Source organism: Staphylococcus epidermidis, assembly GCF_006742205.1.
GTDB classification, from domain to species: Bacteria; Bacillota; Bacilli; order Staphylococcales; family Staphylococcaceae; genus Staphylococcus; species Staphylococcus epidermidis.
In genome coordinates this window covers 1,225,568-1,244,330 of the sequence record NZ_AP019721.1, presented here as the reverse complement: position 1 = coordinate 1,244,330, position 18,763 = coordinate 1,225,568, and the positions used below count along the sequence as shown (strand labels likewise).

17 protein-coding genes are annotated in these 18,763 nt (G+C 30.6%); 1 reads left to right on the top strand and 16 read right to left on the bottom strand.

Going from position 1 to position 18,763, the window contains the following annotated elements:
- Positions 1-6 precede the first annotated feature (6 nt).
- From FNL83_RS06180 to lepA, 11 genes are all read right to left on the bottom strand, one after another.
- Positions 7-717: an NfeD family protein gene (locus FNL83_RS06180; RefSeq protein ID WP_001831053.1), complete on the bottom strand. Its 711-nt coding sequence runs from the start codon at positions 715-717 to the stop codon at positions 7-9.
- Positions 718-1,562: 845 nt separating this feature from the next.
- The gene (gene rpsU, locus FNL83_RS06175; RefSeq protein WP_000048060.1) at positions 1,563-1,739 is read right to left on the bottom strand and encodes a 30S ribosomal protein S21; all 177 of its coding nucleotides are present in this window, start codon (positions 1,737-1,739) and stop codon (positions 1,563-1,565) included.
- Positions 1,740-1,864: 125 nt separating this feature from the next.
- Complete coding sequence (gene mtaB / locus FNL83_RS06170; protein WP_001831098.1) at positions 1,865-3,211, bottom strand: tRNA (N(6)-L-threonylcarbamoyladenosine(37)-C(2))-methylthiotransferase MtaB; 1,347 nt, start codon at positions 3,209-3,211, stop codon at positions 1,865-1,867.
- Between the two features lie 5 nt (positions 3,212-3,216).
- On the bottom strand, positions 3,217-3,969 hold the full coding sequence (locus FNL83_RS06165) for a 16S rRNA (uracil(1498)-N(3))-methyltransferase (protein ID WP_002456176.1): 753 nt from the start codon (positions 3,967-3,969) through the stop codon (positions 3,217-3,219).
- 1 nt (position 3,970) lies between these two features.
- Positions 3,971-4,909 carry a 50S ribosomal protein L11 methyltransferase gene (gene prmA / locus FNL83_RS06160; RefSeq protein ID WP_001831256.1) on the bottom strand — a complete coding sequence of 313 codons (939 nt, stop codon included), beginning with the start codon at positions 4,907-4,909 and terminating at the stop codon, positions 3,971-3,973.
- A gap of 3 nt (positions 4,910-4,912) precedes the next feature.
- A complete protein-coding gene (gene dnaJ / locus FNL83_RS06155) occupies positions 4,913-6,034 on the bottom strand; it encodes a molecular chaperone DnaJ (protein ID WP_001830934.1) in 1,122 nt (373 codons plus the stop codon).
- 144 nt (positions 6,035-6,178) lie between these two features.
- A complete protein-coding gene (gene dnaK / locus FNL83_RS06150) occupies positions 6,179-8,008 on the bottom strand; it encodes a molecular chaperone DnaK (protein WP_001831007.1) in 1,830 nt (609 codons plus the stop codon).
- Positions 8,009-8,063: 55 nt separating this feature from the next.
- The gene (grpE, locus tag FNL83_RS06145) at positions 8,064-8,696 is read right to left on the bottom strand and encodes a nucleotide exchange factor GrpE (protein ID WP_001831117.1); all 633 of its coding nucleotides are present in this window, start codon (positions 8,694-8,696) and stop codon (positions 8,064-8,066) included.
- 28 nt (positions 8,697-8,724) lie between these two features.
- Entirely contained in the window at positions 8,725-9,702 is a 978-nt protein-coding gene (gene hrcA / locus FNL83_RS06140) for a heat-inducible transcriptional repressor HrcA (protein WP_001831038.1), read from the bottom strand.
- A 99-nt stretch (positions 9,703-9,801) separates the two neighbouring features.
- Positions 9,802-10,926 carry a radical SAM family heme chaperone HemW gene (gene hemW / locus FNL83_RS06135; protein WP_001831094.1) on the bottom strand — a complete coding sequence of 375 codons (1,125 nt, stop codon included), beginning with the start codon at positions 10,924-10,926 and terminating at the stop codon, positions 9,802-9,804.
- Between the two features lie 118 nt (positions 10,927-11,044).
- The gene (gene lepA, locus FNL83_RS06130; protein ID WP_001831284.1) at positions 11,045-12,868 is read right to left on the bottom strand and encodes a translation elongation factor 4; all 1,824 of its coding nucleotides are present in this window, start codon (positions 12,866-12,868) and stop codon (positions 11,045-11,047) included.
- A 292-nt stretch (positions 12,869-13,160) separates the two neighbouring features.
- On the opposite strand from lepA, the gene rpsT reads away from it, so the two are divergent.
- Positions 13,161-13,412, top strand: coding sequence for a 30S ribosomal protein S20 (gene rpsT, locus FNL83_RS06125; RefSeq protein ID WP_001831221.1), 252 nt, complete (start codon positions 13,161-13,163; stop codon positions 13,410-13,412).
- A gap of 117 nt (positions 13,413-13,529) precedes the next feature.
- Here the strand turns inward: rpsT and holA are convergent, their stop codons facing one another.
- The 5 genes from holA to FNL83_RS06100 all read right to left on the bottom strand — a co-directional run bounded on the left by holA (position 13,530) and on the right by FNL83_RS06100 (position 18,762).
- A complete protein-coding gene (holA, locus tag FNL83_RS06120) occupies positions 13,530-14,504 on the bottom strand; it encodes a DNA polymerase III subunit delta (RefSeq protein ID WP_001831125.1) in 975 nt (324 codons plus the stop codon).
- A 44-nt stretch (positions 14,505-14,548) separates the two neighbouring features.
- Positions 14,549-16,765 carry a DNA internalization-related competence protein ComEC/Rec2 gene (locus tag FNL83_RS06115; protein ID WP_001831012.1) on the bottom strand — a complete coding sequence of 739 codons (2,217 nt, stop codon included), beginning with the start codon at positions 16,763-16,765 and terminating at the stop codon, positions 14,549-14,551.
- A 3-nt stretch (positions 16,766-16,768) separates the two neighbouring features.
- The gene (locus FNL83_RS06110) at positions 16,769-17,230 is read right to left on the bottom strand and encodes a ComE operon protein 2 (protein WP_001831274.1); all 462 of its coding nucleotides are present in this window, start codon (positions 17,228-17,230) and stop codon (positions 16,769-16,771) included.
- Between the two features lie 79 nt (positions 17,231-17,309).
- The gene (locus FNL83_RS06105) at positions 17,310-17,984 is read right to left on the bottom strand and encodes a helix-hairpin-helix domain-containing protein (protein ID WP_001830931.1); all 675 of its coding nucleotides are present in this window, start codon (positions 17,982-17,984) and stop codon (positions 17,310-17,312) included.
- 58 nt (positions 17,985-18,042) lie between these two features.
- The gene (locus FNL83_RS06100) at positions 18,043-18,762 is read right to left on the bottom strand and encodes a class I SAM-dependent DNA methyltransferase (RefSeq protein WP_001831220.1); all 720 of its coding nucleotides are present in this window, start codon (positions 18,760-18,762) and stop codon (positions 18,043-18,045) included.
- Between the last annotated feature and the right edge of the window lies 1 nt (position 18,763).

The window sequence follows — 18,763 nt, the reverse complement described above, 5'->3', positions numbered from 1 at the left end:
TCCTTTTTATTTTTCGATTTCTCTAACAACAACACGTGTACCTTCAACTTCAAGAATCTTAACTTGTCGATTACGTAAAATAAATGATCCATCAGATACTGCGTCTATTCGATCATTGTCACAAGTTATAATTCCTGCTGGTCTTAAATCGGTAACAGTATGTGCAGTTTTTCCTACAAGATGAGAGCGGTCGTCATGTGAACGATAACCTGCTTCAGAATTTGTTGAATCCTTTAAAATAACTTTATCTAAAAATGGAATTTTTCTATTGAATATTTTCACTAAAATCACCCATTCTACAATTGATAATATTAATGCAACTATAACATTTCCAAGCATTAATAAAATATTGTCACCAAGTATAATAATACTTAGTGTTATTAGAATAATACCAATAATACCTATTACAGCGCCTATAACAAATAATTCAACAATCAGTAGTATGAGGCCAATTGTAAACAGTAATACTGACATCACATTGACATCGCCATTAATTAGGAATGCTAAAAATAAAAGTAGTAAAGCAAGTAATGCTATTATTCCCATTAAGTTTATGCGCTTTGAATATAGTTGGTATAAAAAGCCAATAAATATAATACAAGTGAAAATAAGAGAAACAAAAGGTTGAGTGATAAACTGTGCAAGGTTTTCAACCCAATTCATTCCATTTAAAGGTTTTGCCATAAATAGCATATGTATTAGATGTAAGTTATCCATTTTTTCACCTCGCCCTCAAAATAATTATACATGAAATGAAACATATCATATAGTCATTTACTTATCTATAATAAAAATAGTATGTTAATTTAGTAAAATAAAAACGCAATATTAGACAATATAAAATCAAAGCATTTTAACTATTACTCAAACGCATTTAGATTTAGTTACAACAGTTTGTTATAGGTACAAGCGTGAAGTCGGGGCATAAAAATAAAAAACTGAGCATAATTAATAACACACGCTTGAAAAGAATGGAAACTTTCTATCATAGTATTATGGTAATTTAGATATGCACAATACTTTTATTATCAGTTTGGATAGATATTTTAGTTTTAAGTGCTCCACTAATTCAATCATTTTTGCTGATACCGTTTTTTCATTACCTTATACTCTTTTAATCTCCAATTCTATATCTTTTCTGATATTTTCTAGTATGTTGAGAAAATGTGTAGCTTATAATATTTTTATATCATCGCCAACAATACTTAACTTGTGTATGATTTTGAATATTCAATGGTTCCATAATTGTTTTAAATTATACTCATCTACTTTCATTTCAACTACTTGATATTTTGTTTCTATTGAATAAGATTTCCTTTTAATAGAAAAACACTTTCGCATGAATCAATTTTAATATGAATTCAACGAAAGTGTTTTTTTCGATATTTGGGACATTGTCCCAAGTTTTTTACTTATTAACAATTAAAGACCAGAACTGAAATAAGTTAAAAACAAATAAATCAGTTCTAGTCTTCATTTTTCGATAGAACAGTGAATTCAATTCAAATTCTGTCCTAATATATAATTAACATTCTTGTTGAGGGAGTCAACAGAGCTATTAATTATTTGAACTTACGTTTACGTGCAGCTTCAGATTTCTTTTTACGTTTTACGCTTGGTTTTTCGTAAAATTCACGTTTACGTACTTCTTGAATAGTTCCACTTTTTGATACTGAACGTTTAAATCTACGTAAAGCATCTTCTAGTGATTCATTTTTACGTACTACTGTTTTAGACATCTGTATTTCCCTCCCTCCAAATATCAACGGAACTTTATAGTCATTGCATAGTAAAACTATGCAGTTATTAGTATAATATAACTCTAAATGACGGTCAATCAGTAAAATTTACAATTTTTTATTAATTAAACAAGTACTTCTTTTTCAGATTGATTCGTTGCATGTTTAACAACACGTATTGCTTTGCCTTCATTAATTGGATAATTGGCTTTAACTATCTTGACCTTTACTATTTGACCTATTAATGAGTCATCTCCTTCAAATCTTACCTTCATATAATTGTCAGCATAGCCAACAAGTGTATGTGGTTCTTCACCCATTTCTTCAGGTATAACTTCTAAAACTTCATCTTCAAATTTAGAAGCATATTCTTTGGCTAATTGATTACTTAGACTAATTAGTTTGTGTACACGAACATTTTTTGTTTCTTCATCAATTTGATTGTCCATTCTTGCAGCAGGCGTTCCTATTCTAGGAGAATAAGGGAATACGTGTAACTCTGAAAAATGATGATTTACGATGAAATCGTAAGTTTCTTGGAATTCATCTTCAGATTCTCCAGGGAAACCAACGATTACATCACTAGTAACTGCTAAATCAGGTAATGCTTGATGTAATTTTGTCAATCTTTCTGAAAAATGTGCCATGGTATATTTACGTCTCATACGTTTTAACACATCATCAGACCCAGATTGTAGCGGTATATGTAAATGACGTACCACCTTATTTGAGTTTCCAATGACATCAATAACTTCATCAGTAAGTTGACTTGCTTCAATAGAAGAAATACGTATACGTTCAAGCCCTTCAATAGTATCTAAATCTCTTAGCAATTGTGCTAGATTATAATTTTTAAGGTCTTGCCCATAACCACCAGTGTGAATACCTGTTAATACAATCTCCTTATAACCAGAGTTAACAAGTTGAGTAGCTTGTTCTACTACTTTTTCTGGATCTCTAGAACGCATCAATCCACGTGCCCACGGGATAATACAGAACGTGCAAAAATTATTGCAGCCTTCCTGTATTTTTAATGAAGCACGTGTTCTATCAGTAAAGTAAGGAACTTCTAATTCTTCATAAGTTCTATTTTTCATGATATTGCCTACACCATTAATAGGTTGTCTCTCGTCCTGAAATTGTTGTATATAGTCTAACAATTTATGTCGGTCTTGAGTACCTACAACGATGTCAACACCAGGGATTTCCATAATTTCGGCAGATGATGTTTGTGCGTAACACCCAGTTACACAAACGACTGCATCAGGATTTTGTCTAATAGCTCTTCTTATTATCTGACGACTTTTTTTATCCCCTGTATTTGTCACCGTACATGTATTAATAACAAATACATCAGCATTTGTTTCAAATTCTACTCTTTCATAATTTGCATCTTTAAATAATTGCCAAATTGCTTCAGTTTCGTAATGGTTTACTTTACAACCTAATGTGTGAAACGCAACTGTTGACATAATCTTCACCCCAATAATTCTTTTTCATAACTTACTGCACTTAAAGCGTAAAGAGGTGCAGTTTCAGCACGCAAGATACGTGGACCTAATCCAACTATAGTACTTACATCACCGAATAATGAAATTTCACTATCTGATAGCCCACCTTCAGGTCCAAATATGATTAAAACACGATCCTGTGTCTTAAATTGTTTAATTGTTTGCTTAAATTGACTTAATTCACCGTGCTTTGCTTGTTCTTCATATGCTATAAGAACATAGTCATATTGACTTATCATACCATAAATTTCTTTTAAATTCGACTTAAATTTTATATTTGGTATTGTTAAACGATAACTTTGTTCTGCAGCTTCCTTTATAATTTTTTGCCATCTCGATAATTTCTTTTCTACTTTAGAATCATTGAGCTTGACCACAGAACGTTCCATGGCTACAGCTATAAACTCATTTGCCCCCATTTCAGTTGCTTTTTGTATCATCCATTCATATTTGTCTGCTTTGATTAAACCACTACATATTGTAATGTTCTGAGGTAGTTCAGTGTTAATTTGTTGCTTTTCTACTAATTTAATTTCAATCGATTGATCGTTTATTGAAATAATTTTACATTTGAATACATTTTCATCTGAAAAAGTGACAATAATATTTTGTCCTTCTTTATAGCGCATAACATTCACGATATGATGATAGTCTTCTTTGTTTTCAATAAAAAAGCACTGATTTTCATCAGCGCTTTGATTCATAAAATATCTTTGCAAATTATCCACTCACTTTCTGACCAACTATACAAACCCAGCCATTGTCATGTTCTACTGAAATAATTTTGAAACCAATACGCTTCATTTGTGATTCTATATCTTGATACTTTTCTTCAATAATACCTGATGTGATAAAATAACCATCTTCAATTAAAGTATTATAAGTATCTTCAATCATTTCTTCAATAATATGAGCAAGAATATTTGCAATAACGATATTAAATTTCTCATTTTCATTTTTTAATAAATTACCTGGAACTGCTTCAATTGCATCATCACAATGATTTTTCTTAAAGTTTTCTTTTGCCACATTTACAGCCATTTCATCTATATCTAATGCCTTTATTCTTTGAACTCCAAGTAAATGACTAGCAATACTTAAAATGCCTGACCCTGTTCCAACGTCGATAACTGAATCAGTTGGTTTTACAAAAGTTTCAATTGCTTTTAAACACATACTTGTCGTTGGATGATCACCTGTTCCAAAAGCCATACCTGGATCTAATTCAATGCACAATTCGTTATCATTTTCTTTAACATATGATTCCCAACTTGGTACTATCGTAAATTGTTTTGAAGCTCTAAATGGATGAAAATAATTCTTCCATTCATTTTCCCAATCTACTTCGGCAATAAGTTTTTCCTGGTAATCATAAATTGTTTTATCAATTTGCTGAAGACTTAATATTTCATAATTGATGTTAGATTTTAAGTTTTCATTATAAGTGAACTCATTAAAGTAAGCTTTTAATCGAACTCCTTTTTCAGGATAGTCTTCAGGGTTTAAGTCATAAATTTCTCCAAACTTATCAACAGGTTGTTCTTCTAAAATATTTGAATCTTCAATTACAACTCCATTAGAGCCATAACTTTCAAGAATTTCTGTAACATCGTATTCTACTTCGTGATTAACTACAATTGAGAGTTCCATCCAATTCATTGACTATTCTCCTTTAAAGAATCTTTTCGCTCTATCTTTGAAATTAGAGGACTGTTCATTTATATTTTCACCATTAATTTCAGCAAATTCTTTTAATAATTCTTTTTGACGGTCATTTAATTTTGTTGGTGTAACCACTTTTATGTTGACAAATAAGTCCCCGTAGCCATAACCATGAACATTCTTTACACCTTTATCTTTAAGTCGGAATTGTTTACCCGTTTGTGTACCTGCCGGAATGGTTAAAACAACATTACTTTTTAATGTAGGTATCTTAATTTCATCACCTAGTGCAGCCTGTGAAAAGCTAATATCTAGATTATAGTAGATATCGTCTCCATCACGTTCAAATGTATTGGATGGTTTAACTCTGAACACCACATATAGGTCACCATGTGGTCCTCCGTTAACACCAGGTGAACCTTCTCCAGCTAAACGAACTTGTTGTTCGTTATCTACACCTTCAGGAACAGTTACTTCTAGTTTAACTGTTTTATTTTCAGTACCTTTTCCTTTACATGTTGGACATGGTTCTTCAAATTCTTGTCCACTACCTTCACATTTAGGACAAACTTGTTCAGTTCTCACTCTACCCAAAATAGTATTTTGTTCAACAGAAACACGACCAGCGCCATTACAATAGCTACAAGTTTTTTTACTTGTACCAGGTTTAGCCCCATCACCGTTACATGTATGACATGTTACATCTTTTTTTATTGATATTTCTTTTTTTGTCCCGAATACAGCCTCTTCAAATGTTATTGTCATTGTGTATTGAAGGTCATCACCTTTGCGAGGTGCATTAGGATCTCTTTGACGTGAACCGCCACCAAAGAATGAGCTGAAAATATCTTCAAATCCACCAAAGTCACTGCCACCAAAGCCTTGACTTCCAAATCCGCCTTGTGGTCCGTCATGACCAAATTGATCATAATTTGCACGTTTGTTTTCATCACTTAAAACTTCATATGCTTCGGAGATTTCTTTGAATTTTTCGTCTGCGCCTTCTTCTTTATTTATATCTGGATGGTATTTTTTTGATAATTTACGATAAGCTTTTTTAATTTCGTCTTTAGAAGCGCTTTTGTTTACGCCTAAGACTTCATAATAGTCTCTTTTGGCCATAATTACCTCTCCTTTTATACGTTTAACAAGAATAGTTTATCTAATTGTTTCTTAATATCCAAATAAAAAGTCAAAGTCAATGATCGATTGACTTTGACTTTTTTTACTAAAAATTAATAGATAATTATAAGTTAGATACTAAACTTATTTTTTATCTTCGTCATCTTTAACTTCTTTAAAGTCTGCATCTTCAACAGTGCTATCTTGAGAACCTTGTTCTTCTTGGCCTTGTTGTTGTGCTTGTTGAGCTTGTTCATAAACTTTTGCAGATAATTCCTGAATTACTTTTTCAAGTTCTTCTTTTTTAGCTTTAATATCGTCGATGTCTTCACCTTCTAATGCTGTTTTAAGTGCATCTTTTTTCTCTTCAGCATTTTTCTTATCTTCATCGCTAATATTTTCGCCTAAGTCTTTAACTGTTTTTTCAACTTGGAATACTAGACTATCTGCTTCGTTTCGCAAGTCTACTTCTTCACGACGTTTTTTATCTGCTTCAGCATTTTCTTCAGCATCTTTCACCATGCGATCGATTTCTTCATCAGATAGAGATGAGCTTGATTGTATTGTAATGTTTTGTTCTTTATTAGTACCTAAATCTTTAGCTGTAACGTTAACAATACCGTTTTTATCGATATCAAATGTTACTTCGATTTGAGGTACACCACGTGGTGCAGGTGGAATGTCAGTTAATTGGAATCTTCCTAAAGTTTTGTTGTCAGATGCCATTGGACGTTCACCTTGTAATACATGAATATCTACTGCTGGTTGATTGTCAGCTGCTGTAGAATAAACTTGTGATTTGGAAGTTGGAATAGTAGTATTACGTTCAATTAATGTGTTCATACGTCCACCCATAATTTCGATACCTAAAGATAATGGCGTAACATCAAGTAATACTACATCTTTAACATCACCTGTGATTACACCAGCTTGAATAGCAGCACCCATTGCTACAACTTCATCTGGGTTAACACCTTTATGTGGTTCTTTCCCAATTTCTTTTTTAACAGCTTCTTGAACGGCCGGAATACGTGTTGAACCACCAACTAAAATAACTTCATCTATTTCTGAAGTAGATAAACCAGCATCTTTTAATGCTTGACGAGTCGGTTCCATAGTTTTTTTGATTAATGAATCAGCTAATTCCTCAAATTTAGAACGAGTTAAACTAATTTCTAAGTGTAATGGGCCATTTTCTCCAGCAGAAATGAATGGTAATGAAATTTGAGTTTGAGAAACACCTGATAAATCTTTTTTAGCTTTTTCGGCAGCATCTTTTAATCTTTGTAATGCCATTTTATCTTGTGATAAATCTACACCATTCTCTTTCTTGAATTCTGAAACAAGATAATCAATAATCACTTGGTCGAAGTCATCGCCACCAAGTTTATTATCTCCGGCAGTTGATAATACTTCAAATACGCCGTCGCCTAACTCTAGAATAGATACGTCAAATGTTCCCCCACCTAAGTCAAATACGAGAACCTTTTGATCTGTTTCAGTTTTATCTAAACCATAAGCAAGTGCAGCAGCTGTAGGTTCGTTGATAATACGTTCAACTTCTAAGCCTGCAATTTTACCAGCATCTTTAGTTGCTTGACGTTCACCATCATTGAAATAAGCAGGGACAGTGATAACAGCTTTGTCTACTGTATCCCCTAAATAGTTTTCTGCAGTGCTTTTTAAATTTTGTAAAATCATTGCTGAAAGTTCTTGTGGTGTATATGATTTACCTTCAATATCTACTTTATAATCTGTACCCATATGACGTTTAATAGATTGTACAGTGTTAGGGTTTGTGATAGCTTGTCGTTTTGCTACTTCACCCACTTGAGTTTCACCATTTTTAAATGCAACCACTGATGGTGTAGTACGTGCACCTTCTGGGTTTTGAATTACTTTTGGTTCATCTCCTTCTAAGATAGAAACACAAGAGTTAGTTGTACCTAAATCAATTCCAATTACTTTACCCATAATATAATTCCTCCAATTTAATCATTTTATTTATTTCAATGTATTTTCAATCAAATTATTGATTTACTTTTACCATTGATGGTCTTAAAACACGATCCTTAAGTTTGTATCCTTTTTGTAATTCTTGAGTAACTTCTCCTGATTTAAAATCAGGATTGTCATCTTGAACGACAGCTTGATGTAAATTAGGATCGAATTCCTTACCTTCAGCTAAAATTTCTTCAAGACCATTGTCTTTTAAAGCTCTTAGTAAACTTTCATGAACCATCTGCACTCCTTTTTGAAGTGATTTGAACGATTCATCATCACCTTCAATTTGTAGTGCACGCTCAATATTATCTATAGACGGTAAAATGTCAGTTAAAACACCTTGAGCTTTATAAGTAGCATTAATTTGATTTTCTTTTTGAATTCGACGTTTATAATTTTCGAATTCAGCATATAATCTTAAATATTTTTCTTCATTGTCATTTGCAAGCTTTTCTAATTCTTTAATTTTAGTATCTTGAGACTCTGACTCTTCATCCTTGATACTTTCTTCTGAATTATTTTCTGAATCGCTAGCATTAGCTTCACTATTATCTGTGTTAGATACTGAGTTTTCAATATTTGTATCATTCTGATTGTCTTCAGTTTCTACATTGAAATCTTCCTCAGTATTATTCACTGACTGATCTTTTTCTGACATAGTCTGACCTCCAATACAATTCCAATTACTACCATATACGGTTTAATAATTGAATTACATTTTGATAATGCATTGCAGTTGGTCCGATTACTGCAATTTGACCTTTTAGTGACTCATCAAAATGATACTGACTAGTCACAATTGATATATCGCTTAAACTATCATCAATCTCTTTACCAATTCGGACATTGATTTGAGATGTTGATATATCTTCTAATAATTCAGTTATTTTATTTGATTCTATATATTGAAGAATCGGTTGAATAGATGAAACGTTGGACTCATTTAACGCATCAATAAGTTTAACCTTTCCACCCATATAAATGCTATTACTTTGATTACCAATTTGTAAATTTATCATCTCAACTACTTCATTTGCAAGTAATAGCTCTTCTTTTTGACTAAAGTAAGACTCAATGTTTTGAGTTAGTACTTTACGATTAAAACTGAAATGTTCGGTCAAAAAGTTTGCTATTTTATTTAAATTAATATTATTTAGTTGAGCATGTGATACAAAATGTATATTTTCAACATGTCCAGAGGAAAATACCATTACTAAAATAATCAAATGGTTGTTAGCACGAATAAGATGTATATCATTTATAACATCTTGTTTATGATTAGGGCGGACTACCAACGTTGCATATTGAGATTTCATAGATAATTCGTGTGCAAAGTTTGTGAGTGCAGTCGAACTATCATAATGATTCTCAATTAATAATTGATTTAAACGTTGAATTTTGTTTTGACTTTGATGAGATGTTTGTTCTAAAAGGCGATTGACATAATATCTAATCCCTGATTCAGATGGCACCCTTCCAGAAGATGTGTGTGTCTTCTCAATGAAATGCATTTCTTCAAGTTGCTTCATTTCATTTCTAATGGTAGCTGGACTCACATCCAAGTGATGACGATGAATTAGAGTTTTAGATCCAATCGGTTGTCCAAAATCAACATAATCTTCAACAATAGCATTAAGGATGCTTAATTGTCTTTTTGTAATCATGTTTTCACCTCATTAGCACTCTTTTATCTCAAGTGCTAATTATAATCTATCAAATTGGTCAAAGTAAGTCAATGTTAAAGCACTAAAATTTCTAACTTTTTATGAGTTTAGTAAAAATGCTTCAAAAACTTCGTTACCTATAACTTTTCCGCGTTCGGTTAAAGATATAAATTCTCCTTCTTCTTTTATGAGTCCCCTACACCTCAAATCTTTAATAGTTTCACCAAACACCTCATCGATTAATTTATTAAACTTTTTCTTAAAACGGCTTTTACTCACACCTTGATTCATTCTTAAACCAAGAAACATTTCTTCTTCCATTCTTTCGTTATAAGTAGGAGACGTTTCAGATAGTATTGGTTTTTTCCCTTCATTTATCGCTTTAATATAATGATTTACTGGATTAAGATTTGTGTAACGTACACCGTTTACATAACCACTTGCACCAGCACCAAAGCCATAGTATTCTTCATTTAACCAATATACTTTATTATGGTTTGATTCATGATTAAGTTTACCAAAATTAGAAATCTCATATTGATGAAATGGTGAGTTTTTCATACGCTCCATTAAAAACCGATACATTTCTGCCCCTAAATCTTCATTTGGTAATTTTAAATGTCCCTTTCTATACAAATTATAAAACTGGGTTTTAGGTTCAAGAATTAATCCATAACTTGAAATATGATCAATATCCAATGCAATGGCACGCTCCAGGCTGTCTTTAAAATCGTCGATAGTTTGTTGTGGTAAATGATACATTAAATCCAAACTTATTGATTCAATACCTGCCTTTCGGGCATGACTAACAGCATCATATATATCTTCAGTTTTATGGGTTCTGCCTAAAATTTTTAATAATTCAGGTTTAAATGTTTGTACACCCATCGATATTCTATTTACGCCATATTGTTTTAAAAGTGCAACTTTTTCATAAGTTAACTCATCAGGATTAGCTTCAAAAGAAAATTCTCCGCTAATTGTAAATGTTTGATTAATTGCTCTAAGTAGCTTCTCAAGTTGTCTCATATTCAAGGCTGTCGGTGTACCACCTCCGACATACATTGTTTCAAGGTCTCTATTATTTTTAACTTGCATCTCGCTAATAAGTGCGTCTAAGTATTCATCAACTGGCTGTTTATCGATAAAGTATTTGTTGAAATCACAATAAGTACAAATTCTATAGCAAAATGGAATATGAATATATGCACTTTTTACATTCACTTTATAACCACCAATCTTTAAATCATTTAGTATAGTTTTTACATTATATATTTATATCATTCTAGACATTATAAAATGAGGTAAGACATTAAGAATGTCTATACCCCATTAATCTACATTATTCATCGTCCATTTTTAATACTGCTAAAAATGCATCTTGCGGAATTTCTACATTGCCTACTGCTTTCATTTTAGCTTTACCTGCTTTTTGTTTTTCTAAAAGTTTTCGTTTACGACTGATATCTCCACCATAACATTTAGATAAAACATTTTTACCCATAGATTTAATGTTTGTTCGTGCAACAATTTTTTGACCAATAGCCGCCTGAACTGGCACTTCAAATTGTTGTCGTGGAATTAATGTTTTTAATTTTTCGACAAGCGCTTTCCCTCTTTCATATGCAAAATCTCTATGGACAATAAAACTTAGAGCATCAACTTTATCTCCATTCAGTAATATGTCCATTTTAACAAGATTACTTTCTTTATTCTCAATAAATTCATAATCAAAAGAAGCATACCCTTTTGTGTTAGATTTAAGTTGATCAAAGAAATCGAAAACTACTTCTGATAATGGAATTTCATAAACAATATTAACTCTTATATCATCAAGATAATCCATGTTTATAAATTGACCTCTTTTACGTTGACATAATTCCATCACTGCACCTACATAATCATTCGGCACCATCATCGTAGCTTTGACAAATGGTTCATAAATATGTTCTATTTTATCTCTTTCGGGCATTTGTGCTGGATTATCAACTGAAACTTCAGAACCATCTTTTAAGATACATTGATAGATAACAGAAGGCGCTGTTGCAATGAGTTCAATACCAAATTCTCTTTCAATTCTTTCTTGAATAATCTCCATATGTAACATTCCTAAAAATCCAGTTCTGTATCCAAAACCAAGTGCTTGTGAAGACTCTGGTTCAAACTCTAAGGATGCGTCATTAAGTTGTAATTTTTCTAAAGCTTCTCTTAGGTCATTATAGTCTTTATTGTCAATAGGGAATAGACCACAAAATACCATTGGATTCATCTTTTTATATCCTTGTAACGGTTTGTCAGCAGGTCTTTCAGCTAAAGTAATTGTGTCACCTACTCTAGAATCATCAACATTTTTGATACTTGCGATAATATAACCCACATCACCAACTGTTAATTCTTCTACCGGTAGTTGCTTAGGTGTATTGATTCCGACTTCTGTAACTTCAAATTCTTTACCGGTAGCCATCATTTTAATCCTATCTCCAGCTTTAACAACACCATCAATAATTCGAATTGAAGATATTACTCCTCTGTATGGATCATATTCTGAATCAAAGATAAGTGCTTTAAGTGGGGCTTCTGGATCACCGTCCGGTGCTGGTACAACATCAACTATTTTCTCTAAAATTTCTTCAATACCTATATTTGACTTAGCACTTGCAAGTACTACATCTTCTTGATCTATACCTATAACATCTTCTAATTCTTGCTTAACTCTATCGGGCTCAGCTGCAGGCAAGTCTATTTTATTAACAACTGGCAAAAGTTCCAAATCGTTATCTAATGCTAAATAAACGTTTGCTAAGGTTTGTGCTTCTATACCTTGGGCAGCATCAACTACAAGAATTGCACCTTCACATGCAGCTAATGAGCGAGAAACCTCATATGTAAAGTCGACATGTCCTGGTGTATCTATCAAATGAAATGTGTAAGTTTCTCCATCTTTAGCTTCGTATTTTAATCGAACAGCATTTAGTTTAATAGTGATGCCTCGTTCTCTTTCCAAATCCATAGAGTCAAGTAATTGATCTTGCATTTCTCGAGTTTCAACTGATTTTGTATTCTCTAAAATTCGATCAGCTAATGTCGATTTACCATGGTCTATATGAGCAATAATGGAGAAATTTCTAATATTTTCTCTTCTATTGTATCGTTCTTGCTTATCCATTTTATCCTTCTCGCTTTCATCTTTATAACCTGTCACTTCTATGTATCTTTGATATAGTAACGTTTTTATTACTTTAATGCAATATATCTTTGACATAATTAATTAAATGTAAATTCTAACATAACTATTATATCTAGTTCAGTAGTTCATTCCAACAATTAAAAAGTAATAAATTCAAATGAAGTTACTTTTAAATAAATGATTGCACAAATATAAGACATTTGATAAAATATTTCTTGTTGTAATCAAATAAATTTTGATAAGTTATGATCACTTTTAGGAGGTGACAGTAATGCCAAATATTAAATCTGCAATCAAACGTGTAAGAACAACTGAAACAGCTGAAGAAAGAAATATTTCTAAGAAAAACGCTATGCGTACAGCTGTGAAACGAGCTAAAACAGCTATCTCTACTGATGCTGAAAACAAAGATGAATTATTAAGATTTGCTATCAAACAAGTTGACAAAGCATCTCAAAGTAATTTAATCCATTCTAATAAAGCTGACCGTATTAAATCTAAACTTATGTCAGCTAATAAATAATGATTATTAAAACAGAGCTTAGGACAAAACGAATTGTCCTAGGCTCTGTTTTATTACTTTACAACCAATATTTCTATTGTCGATAGGATTTATTTTATATCTCCTACCTCAAATTTTTTATAGAGATAGTATGAATAATTCTAAAATGAGTTGTTTATCCATATAAGATGATTTTAGTTTGTAGTCAGTCTCTGCACAAGCGTTTATGATGTTAAACAAACTTTCTAGTTTATAATGTCGGGATTGATTGAGTGCTAGTTTTACTCTATAAGGGTGTGCATTTACAGTCTTTGCAATTTGTTGCCCACTATAGCCTTTTTGACTAAGAATTTTACATTGATAATATAATCTATAATTACTAGTAATTAATGCCAGTAATTTTATAGGTTCTTCTTTCATAATGATTAAATCATTGACTAATTGTATAGCTTTATTCTTATTACCTTTTTGAATGTATTCAGTTAGTAGAAATACATTTTGTTCTAAACTTCTATTAATAATTAAATCGATATCTTCTTTATTAATTATAGGTCTCTCACCTATGAATAAAATTAATTTTTCTAATTCTTGAGAAACAATATTATAGTTAACACCAGTTAATTCAATAAATAATTCAAGAGCATCTTGCTTAATATCTTTATAATTATTGTTTAGTGTATTTTTAATCCAATGCTTTAATTCCTTTTCAGACATTTGTTCAATTTTCTTAAGTTGTGCATTTTTCTTCAACGTTTTCGTGAGTTTTTTGCGCTCATCTAGTTTAGGCTGATACACTTCAAAGATAATGAGATTTTCACCATCATATTTTTCTAAAAATTTTATAAGCTCGTCAGAATTGTGATTTAAATCTTTAGAAAATTTTTCCCCTGTAAAAACATACGAGTTCTTTACAACAATTGCTTTTTTATTTGAGAAAAAAGGCATAGTAAGTGTCTCTTCAATAATCGGAGTTAGGTCACTCTCATACAAGTTGTATTTTACATAATTAAAGTCATCTATCTCTTGTCCTAGATAATCATTTACAATTTCTTTTGTTTTCTTTTCGACTAATTCTGGTACTTCACCGTAGACAGTGAAGATATTGTTGCTCATACGTACACCTTCCTCTATATATCATACTCATGAATTATATCACTTTACGATACACTTTCTCTAGCTAAACTCTTTTGATTTAAATTATCACGGTAGACTATGTAAACTTCTTCATCTAAATTTATAGTTAATTCCCCGTTGTCTTGAGTATCAAAAACTTTACTACCATAATATTTTAATCTTTGAATAACATCCAAATTAGGTAAATGATACTTATTATTTTTACCACTAGATATAAGACTGATTTTAGGTTCTATATCTTTAATAAATAATTTCGAACTACTTGTCCTACTTCCATGATGACCAACTTTTAGAATATCTATTTTTGGTAAATTATATCTCTTCAATAGAATGTCTTCATTATTAACAGTTGCATCTCCCATCAGTAGAATATTAATGCCGTTATATTCAATTAATGTAACAATGGAATGTTCATTTTTATCATCACTTAATGGTATAAAACTATTTAAAAAGCTTATCTTACTATTATCAATATCTATTTTTTTAACTTGATTTACATCCAAGATATTTATCTTTTTTTCCTTGCATTTTGTCGTAACCTCTTTAAGTAATTCTAATGGGAAACTTTCAATATTTAAAACGAGATTATTCACATTAATATTATTTAAAAAATATATTAATTCACCCATATGATCGGCATGAGGATGTGTAATTACTAAATAATTTATAGTGGTAATACCCTTTTTCTTAATACTTGGTAAAATTTTATATTTGGCAATATTATTATGTTTAAAACTTACATTTTCATTTCTTTTACCTCCTGTATCAATCAAAACACTTTTATTTGACTTTGTTTTGAATAAAATGCTATCTCCTTGACCCACATCAAAAAGTGTTAACTCGGCATAATGTGGTCTAATTAAATGTGTAAAAATGATTAAAACAATTAAAAAACTTAGTACGGATGTAACAAACCCTCTATAGACAAGTATGTAAAGAAAAATTAACGTTAGTATAATCAAAATAAGTAAACTATATTGGTTTAATTTAGGAATGTACCACTTTAAATGATTTAAATTTAAAAATAATTGAACTAGCCAGTCATGAATTTTAAAAAGCATATTTATATAAGTATTTAATAGGAAGCTATGTTGAAAAAAGTGAATTAAAATAAAGTAGATAATGACCGAAGGAAATAATATAAAAGAATAGAATGGAACAAATATAAAATTAGATAGCAAACCTATCCATTGAAATTGATTAAAATGATAGGTATTAATTACAATTGAACCTAATTGAGCCAAAAAACTAATAATAAACAAACATTTAAGTGGTTTTAAAGCACTTATATATGGTTTTGCCAATATAATAAATAAACTTATCAAAAAAGAGAACTGAAAACCAATGTGATTTATAAATTGAGGATTTAAGAGAATCATTAACACAAATATAAATGAAAGCACATGTATAGAACTTTTCCTAAAATGGATTGGCAACATAAGTATAATGATTGCAATTGAAATGGCACGCATGGCACTAGGTACAAATCCAGTATAAACAGCGTAGATTAATAATAGTAAAATAGTTACACCTTTAATGAGAACTAGAGGTATATTTAAACGTACTAACAGTTGATAAACGAGGACAATAATTGTACCAACATGTGTACCACTTATAGCTAGTAAATGGTAAATACCTATATCTTTGATGTTAGATTTGTAATATTCATCAATTAGAGAGGTATCACCTGTTATCAACGCTAATATTCTTTCAGGATGCGTGACCCCAGATTTATGAATTATTTTGGTGATATAATTTTGATGATGATATATAGGAGTGAAAATATTGTTTTCTTGGCAAGACTTAAATTGAACTGTTGAAATATTCAACAAGGACAACTCTTTTTCGAATTTAAATTCTCCTTTAACTCGACAACTTTTATGAGTTAAATCTTGCTTGAAATTTGACTTTAATATTTTGTAAAAGTATCTATAGTCTTTATTTTTATAATTTAATATGCCAGTATAGTATGTTGATTTAGGCGTAAAAGATTTGAAAGTAACAAAATCATCAATAAACGGTTCATTATATAAACTATTTATGTTTTTAATTTCGGTTTGGTTATAGGAACTTATTAAAAAAAATGAACTTATAGCTGAAATAAACATTAATAATAGTATTATAATATTAAGCCTTTTTATCATAATTAGTAACAAAAGAGTTAATATTAAGGAGATAGAGATTACTTTGAATTTTATCCAAAGTACCCCTACCAAAAAAGCAAGAGCAATGTAAAACATTGGTTATTCTTGAGTCAGATATTGAGCAACATATTCAGGTGAAAACGGAATTTTTTTATATTCAATTCCTGATTGCTTCAATAATTTAATGGCATAGTCATTATTATGATAATCTTGTGCATAGTAAATCGTTTTGATACCTGCTTGTATTATTGATTTCGTACAGTTTAAACAAGGGAAATGAGTAACGTAAATCGTTGCTCCTTCTGTTGATACACCCTGTTTTGCACATTGTAGTAGTGCGTTCATTTCTGCATGTATAGTACGTATACAATGTCCATCTTCAATTAAGCACCCCTCATCAATACAGTGCACTTCTCCAGCTACTGAGCCGTTATATCCACCCGCTATTATTCTATTATCCTTTACGATTGTAGCACCAACTGATAATCTTTTACACGTTGATCTTAATGCCAGTAAATGACTCTGAGCCATGAAGTATTCTTCCCATTTAATTCGTTCCATTAACTATGCCTCCTTAAATTAAGTAGTTGTAATATTTATAGCTTAATCATTTAGACTTAATATTGCAATGAATGATAATTTAAATAGTAAAATGTTCTTTCAGTTTTTCAAATGTTTTCTTTCCGAATCCTTTTATTTTCATTAAGTCATCGATACTATTAAATCCATGATTTTGTTCTCTGTAATTTAAAATTTCTTTAGCTTTACTTGGACCTATTCCTGGTATGTTTTTCAATTGTTCTTCAGTAGCAGAGTTTAAATTTAAAGGTTGATTCGTGTTGATTTTTACGTCACTCGAATTCAATGTTGATTGCTGTGAGTTGATTTTCATACTATTCTCACCCTTTTTAGGAACATAGATAAGTTTTTGATCAACTAATTTTTCAGAAAGATTTAATTGTGATAAGTCTGCATCCTTTAATACCTCTGCTTTATTTAAAGCATCAATGACTCTATTCGAAGAAGACATTTCATATACATTCGGATGTTTAACAGCACCTTTAATATCGATAAATATTTTAGTTTCTTTTGTATTATCTTTTTGAATAGACACTTCTTTTTTATTTAACTTTTTGCTATTTTTTATTTGCTGGTCAGATATTTTAGATTGTCTTTCCTGACTATTCTGTATCAAATCATTATTGTTATCATTGAGTAAGTAAAAAAAGAATGTTGTTAACATTATTAATATAATCAAGATGTACAACTTCCATTTCATAAAAAAATCGATATATCGTCTGTTAATATTAAACACAAAAAATCACTCCTTCAGTATTATTAACGTACTGAGAAGTGATTTTACTTTTAAAAATTTATTTTTTAGCAACAAAAAACAAGCGATGGGCATCTTCTTCATGACTGTGAATGTTAAAGTCTGTAAAAGTCTTAACACTATGATACCCAACATCTTTTAGTAAATTTCGATAAATTTGTTCCTCATATGTTCTTTGATAATGTGATTCGTCAAAGCGTTGATACAATCCATTTTGCTGTGATACAAAGAAAGTCATTTCATGATAAACACTTAATGGTTCATCCCCACATATTGCATCCCAACCTACAAAAACATTATCAGATTCATCAATATAACTTTTATTATTAAATAATGTTTTCATTTTATGAACAGTATGTACATCAAAAATAAAAACACCATTTTTATTTAAATGTTGATACACTCTTTTGAATGTCATTTTTACGTCATTTAATGTTTCTAAATAATTCAGTGAATCACAAAATATTGTAATCATATTAAATTTTTTGTTCAAATTAAAGTGAGTCATATTACCTTCGATCCACTTCACTTGATTTGTTTTTTGTCTAGCTATTGATAACATATCTACACTAATATCCATACCAGTGACTTCACCTAGTGACGTTAGTAATTGTGTTAAGTTGCCAGTACCGCAACCAATATCTAACAAATCATGACTATCAGAAGGTAAGAAATGCTCAACAATATTAAACCACGAATGATACGGTTGATCTTGAGTAAGTTTGTCATATACTAAACTCATATCTTCATATTGATTCATG

Coding starts and splice junctions, on each gene's coding strand:
- FNL83_RS06180 (WP_001831053.1), bottom strand. CDS start 717: ATGGATAACTTACATCTAATACATATGCTATTTATGGCAAAACCTTTA.
- rpsU (WP_000048060.1), bottom strand. CDS start 1,739: ATGTCTAAAACAGTAGTACGTAAAAATGAATCACTAGAAGATGCTTTA.
- mtaB (WP_001831098.1), bottom strand. CDS start 3,211: ATGTCAACAGTTGCGTTTCACACATTAGGTTGTAAAGTAAACCATTAC.
- prmA (WP_001831256.1), bottom strand. CDS start 4,909: ATGAATTGGATGGAACTCTCAATTGTAGTTAATCACGAAGTAGAATAC.
- dnaJ (WP_001830934.1), bottom strand. CDS start 6,034: ATGGCCAAAAGAGACTATTATGAAGTCTTAGGCGTAAACAAAAGCGCT.
- dnaK (WP_001831007.1), bottom strand. CDS start 8,008: ATGGGTAAAGTAATTGGAATTGATTTAGGTACAACTAACTCTTGTGTT.
- grpE (WP_001831117.1), bottom strand. CDS start 8,696: ATGTCAGAAAAAGATCAGTCAGTGAATAATACTGAGGAAGATTTCAAT.
- hrcA (WP_001831038.1), bottom strand. CDS start 9,702: ATGATTACAAAAAGACAATTAAGCATCCTTAATGCTATTGTTGAAGAT.
- lepA (WP_001831284.1), bottom strand. CDS start 12,868: ATGGATAAGCAAGAACGATACAATAGAAGAGAAAATATTAGAAATTTC.
- rpsT (WP_001831221.1), top strand. CDS start 13,161: ATGCCAAATATTAAATCTGCAATCAAACGTGTAAGAACAACTGAAACA.
- holA (WP_001831125.1), bottom strand. CDS start 14,504: ATGAGCAACAATATCTTCACTGTCTACGGTGAAGTACCAGAATTAGTC.
- FNL83_RS06115 (WP_001831012.1), bottom strand. CDS start 16,765: ATGTTTTACATTGCTCTTGCTTTTTTGGTAGGGGTACTTTGGATAAAA.
- FNL83_RS06110 (WP_001831274.1), bottom strand. CDS start 17,230: ATGGAACGAATTAAATGGGAAGAATACTTCATGGCTCAGAGTCATTTA.
- FNL83_RS06100 (WP_001831220.1), bottom strand. CDS start 18,762: ATGAATCAATATGAAGATATGAGTTTAGTATATGACAAACTTACTCAA.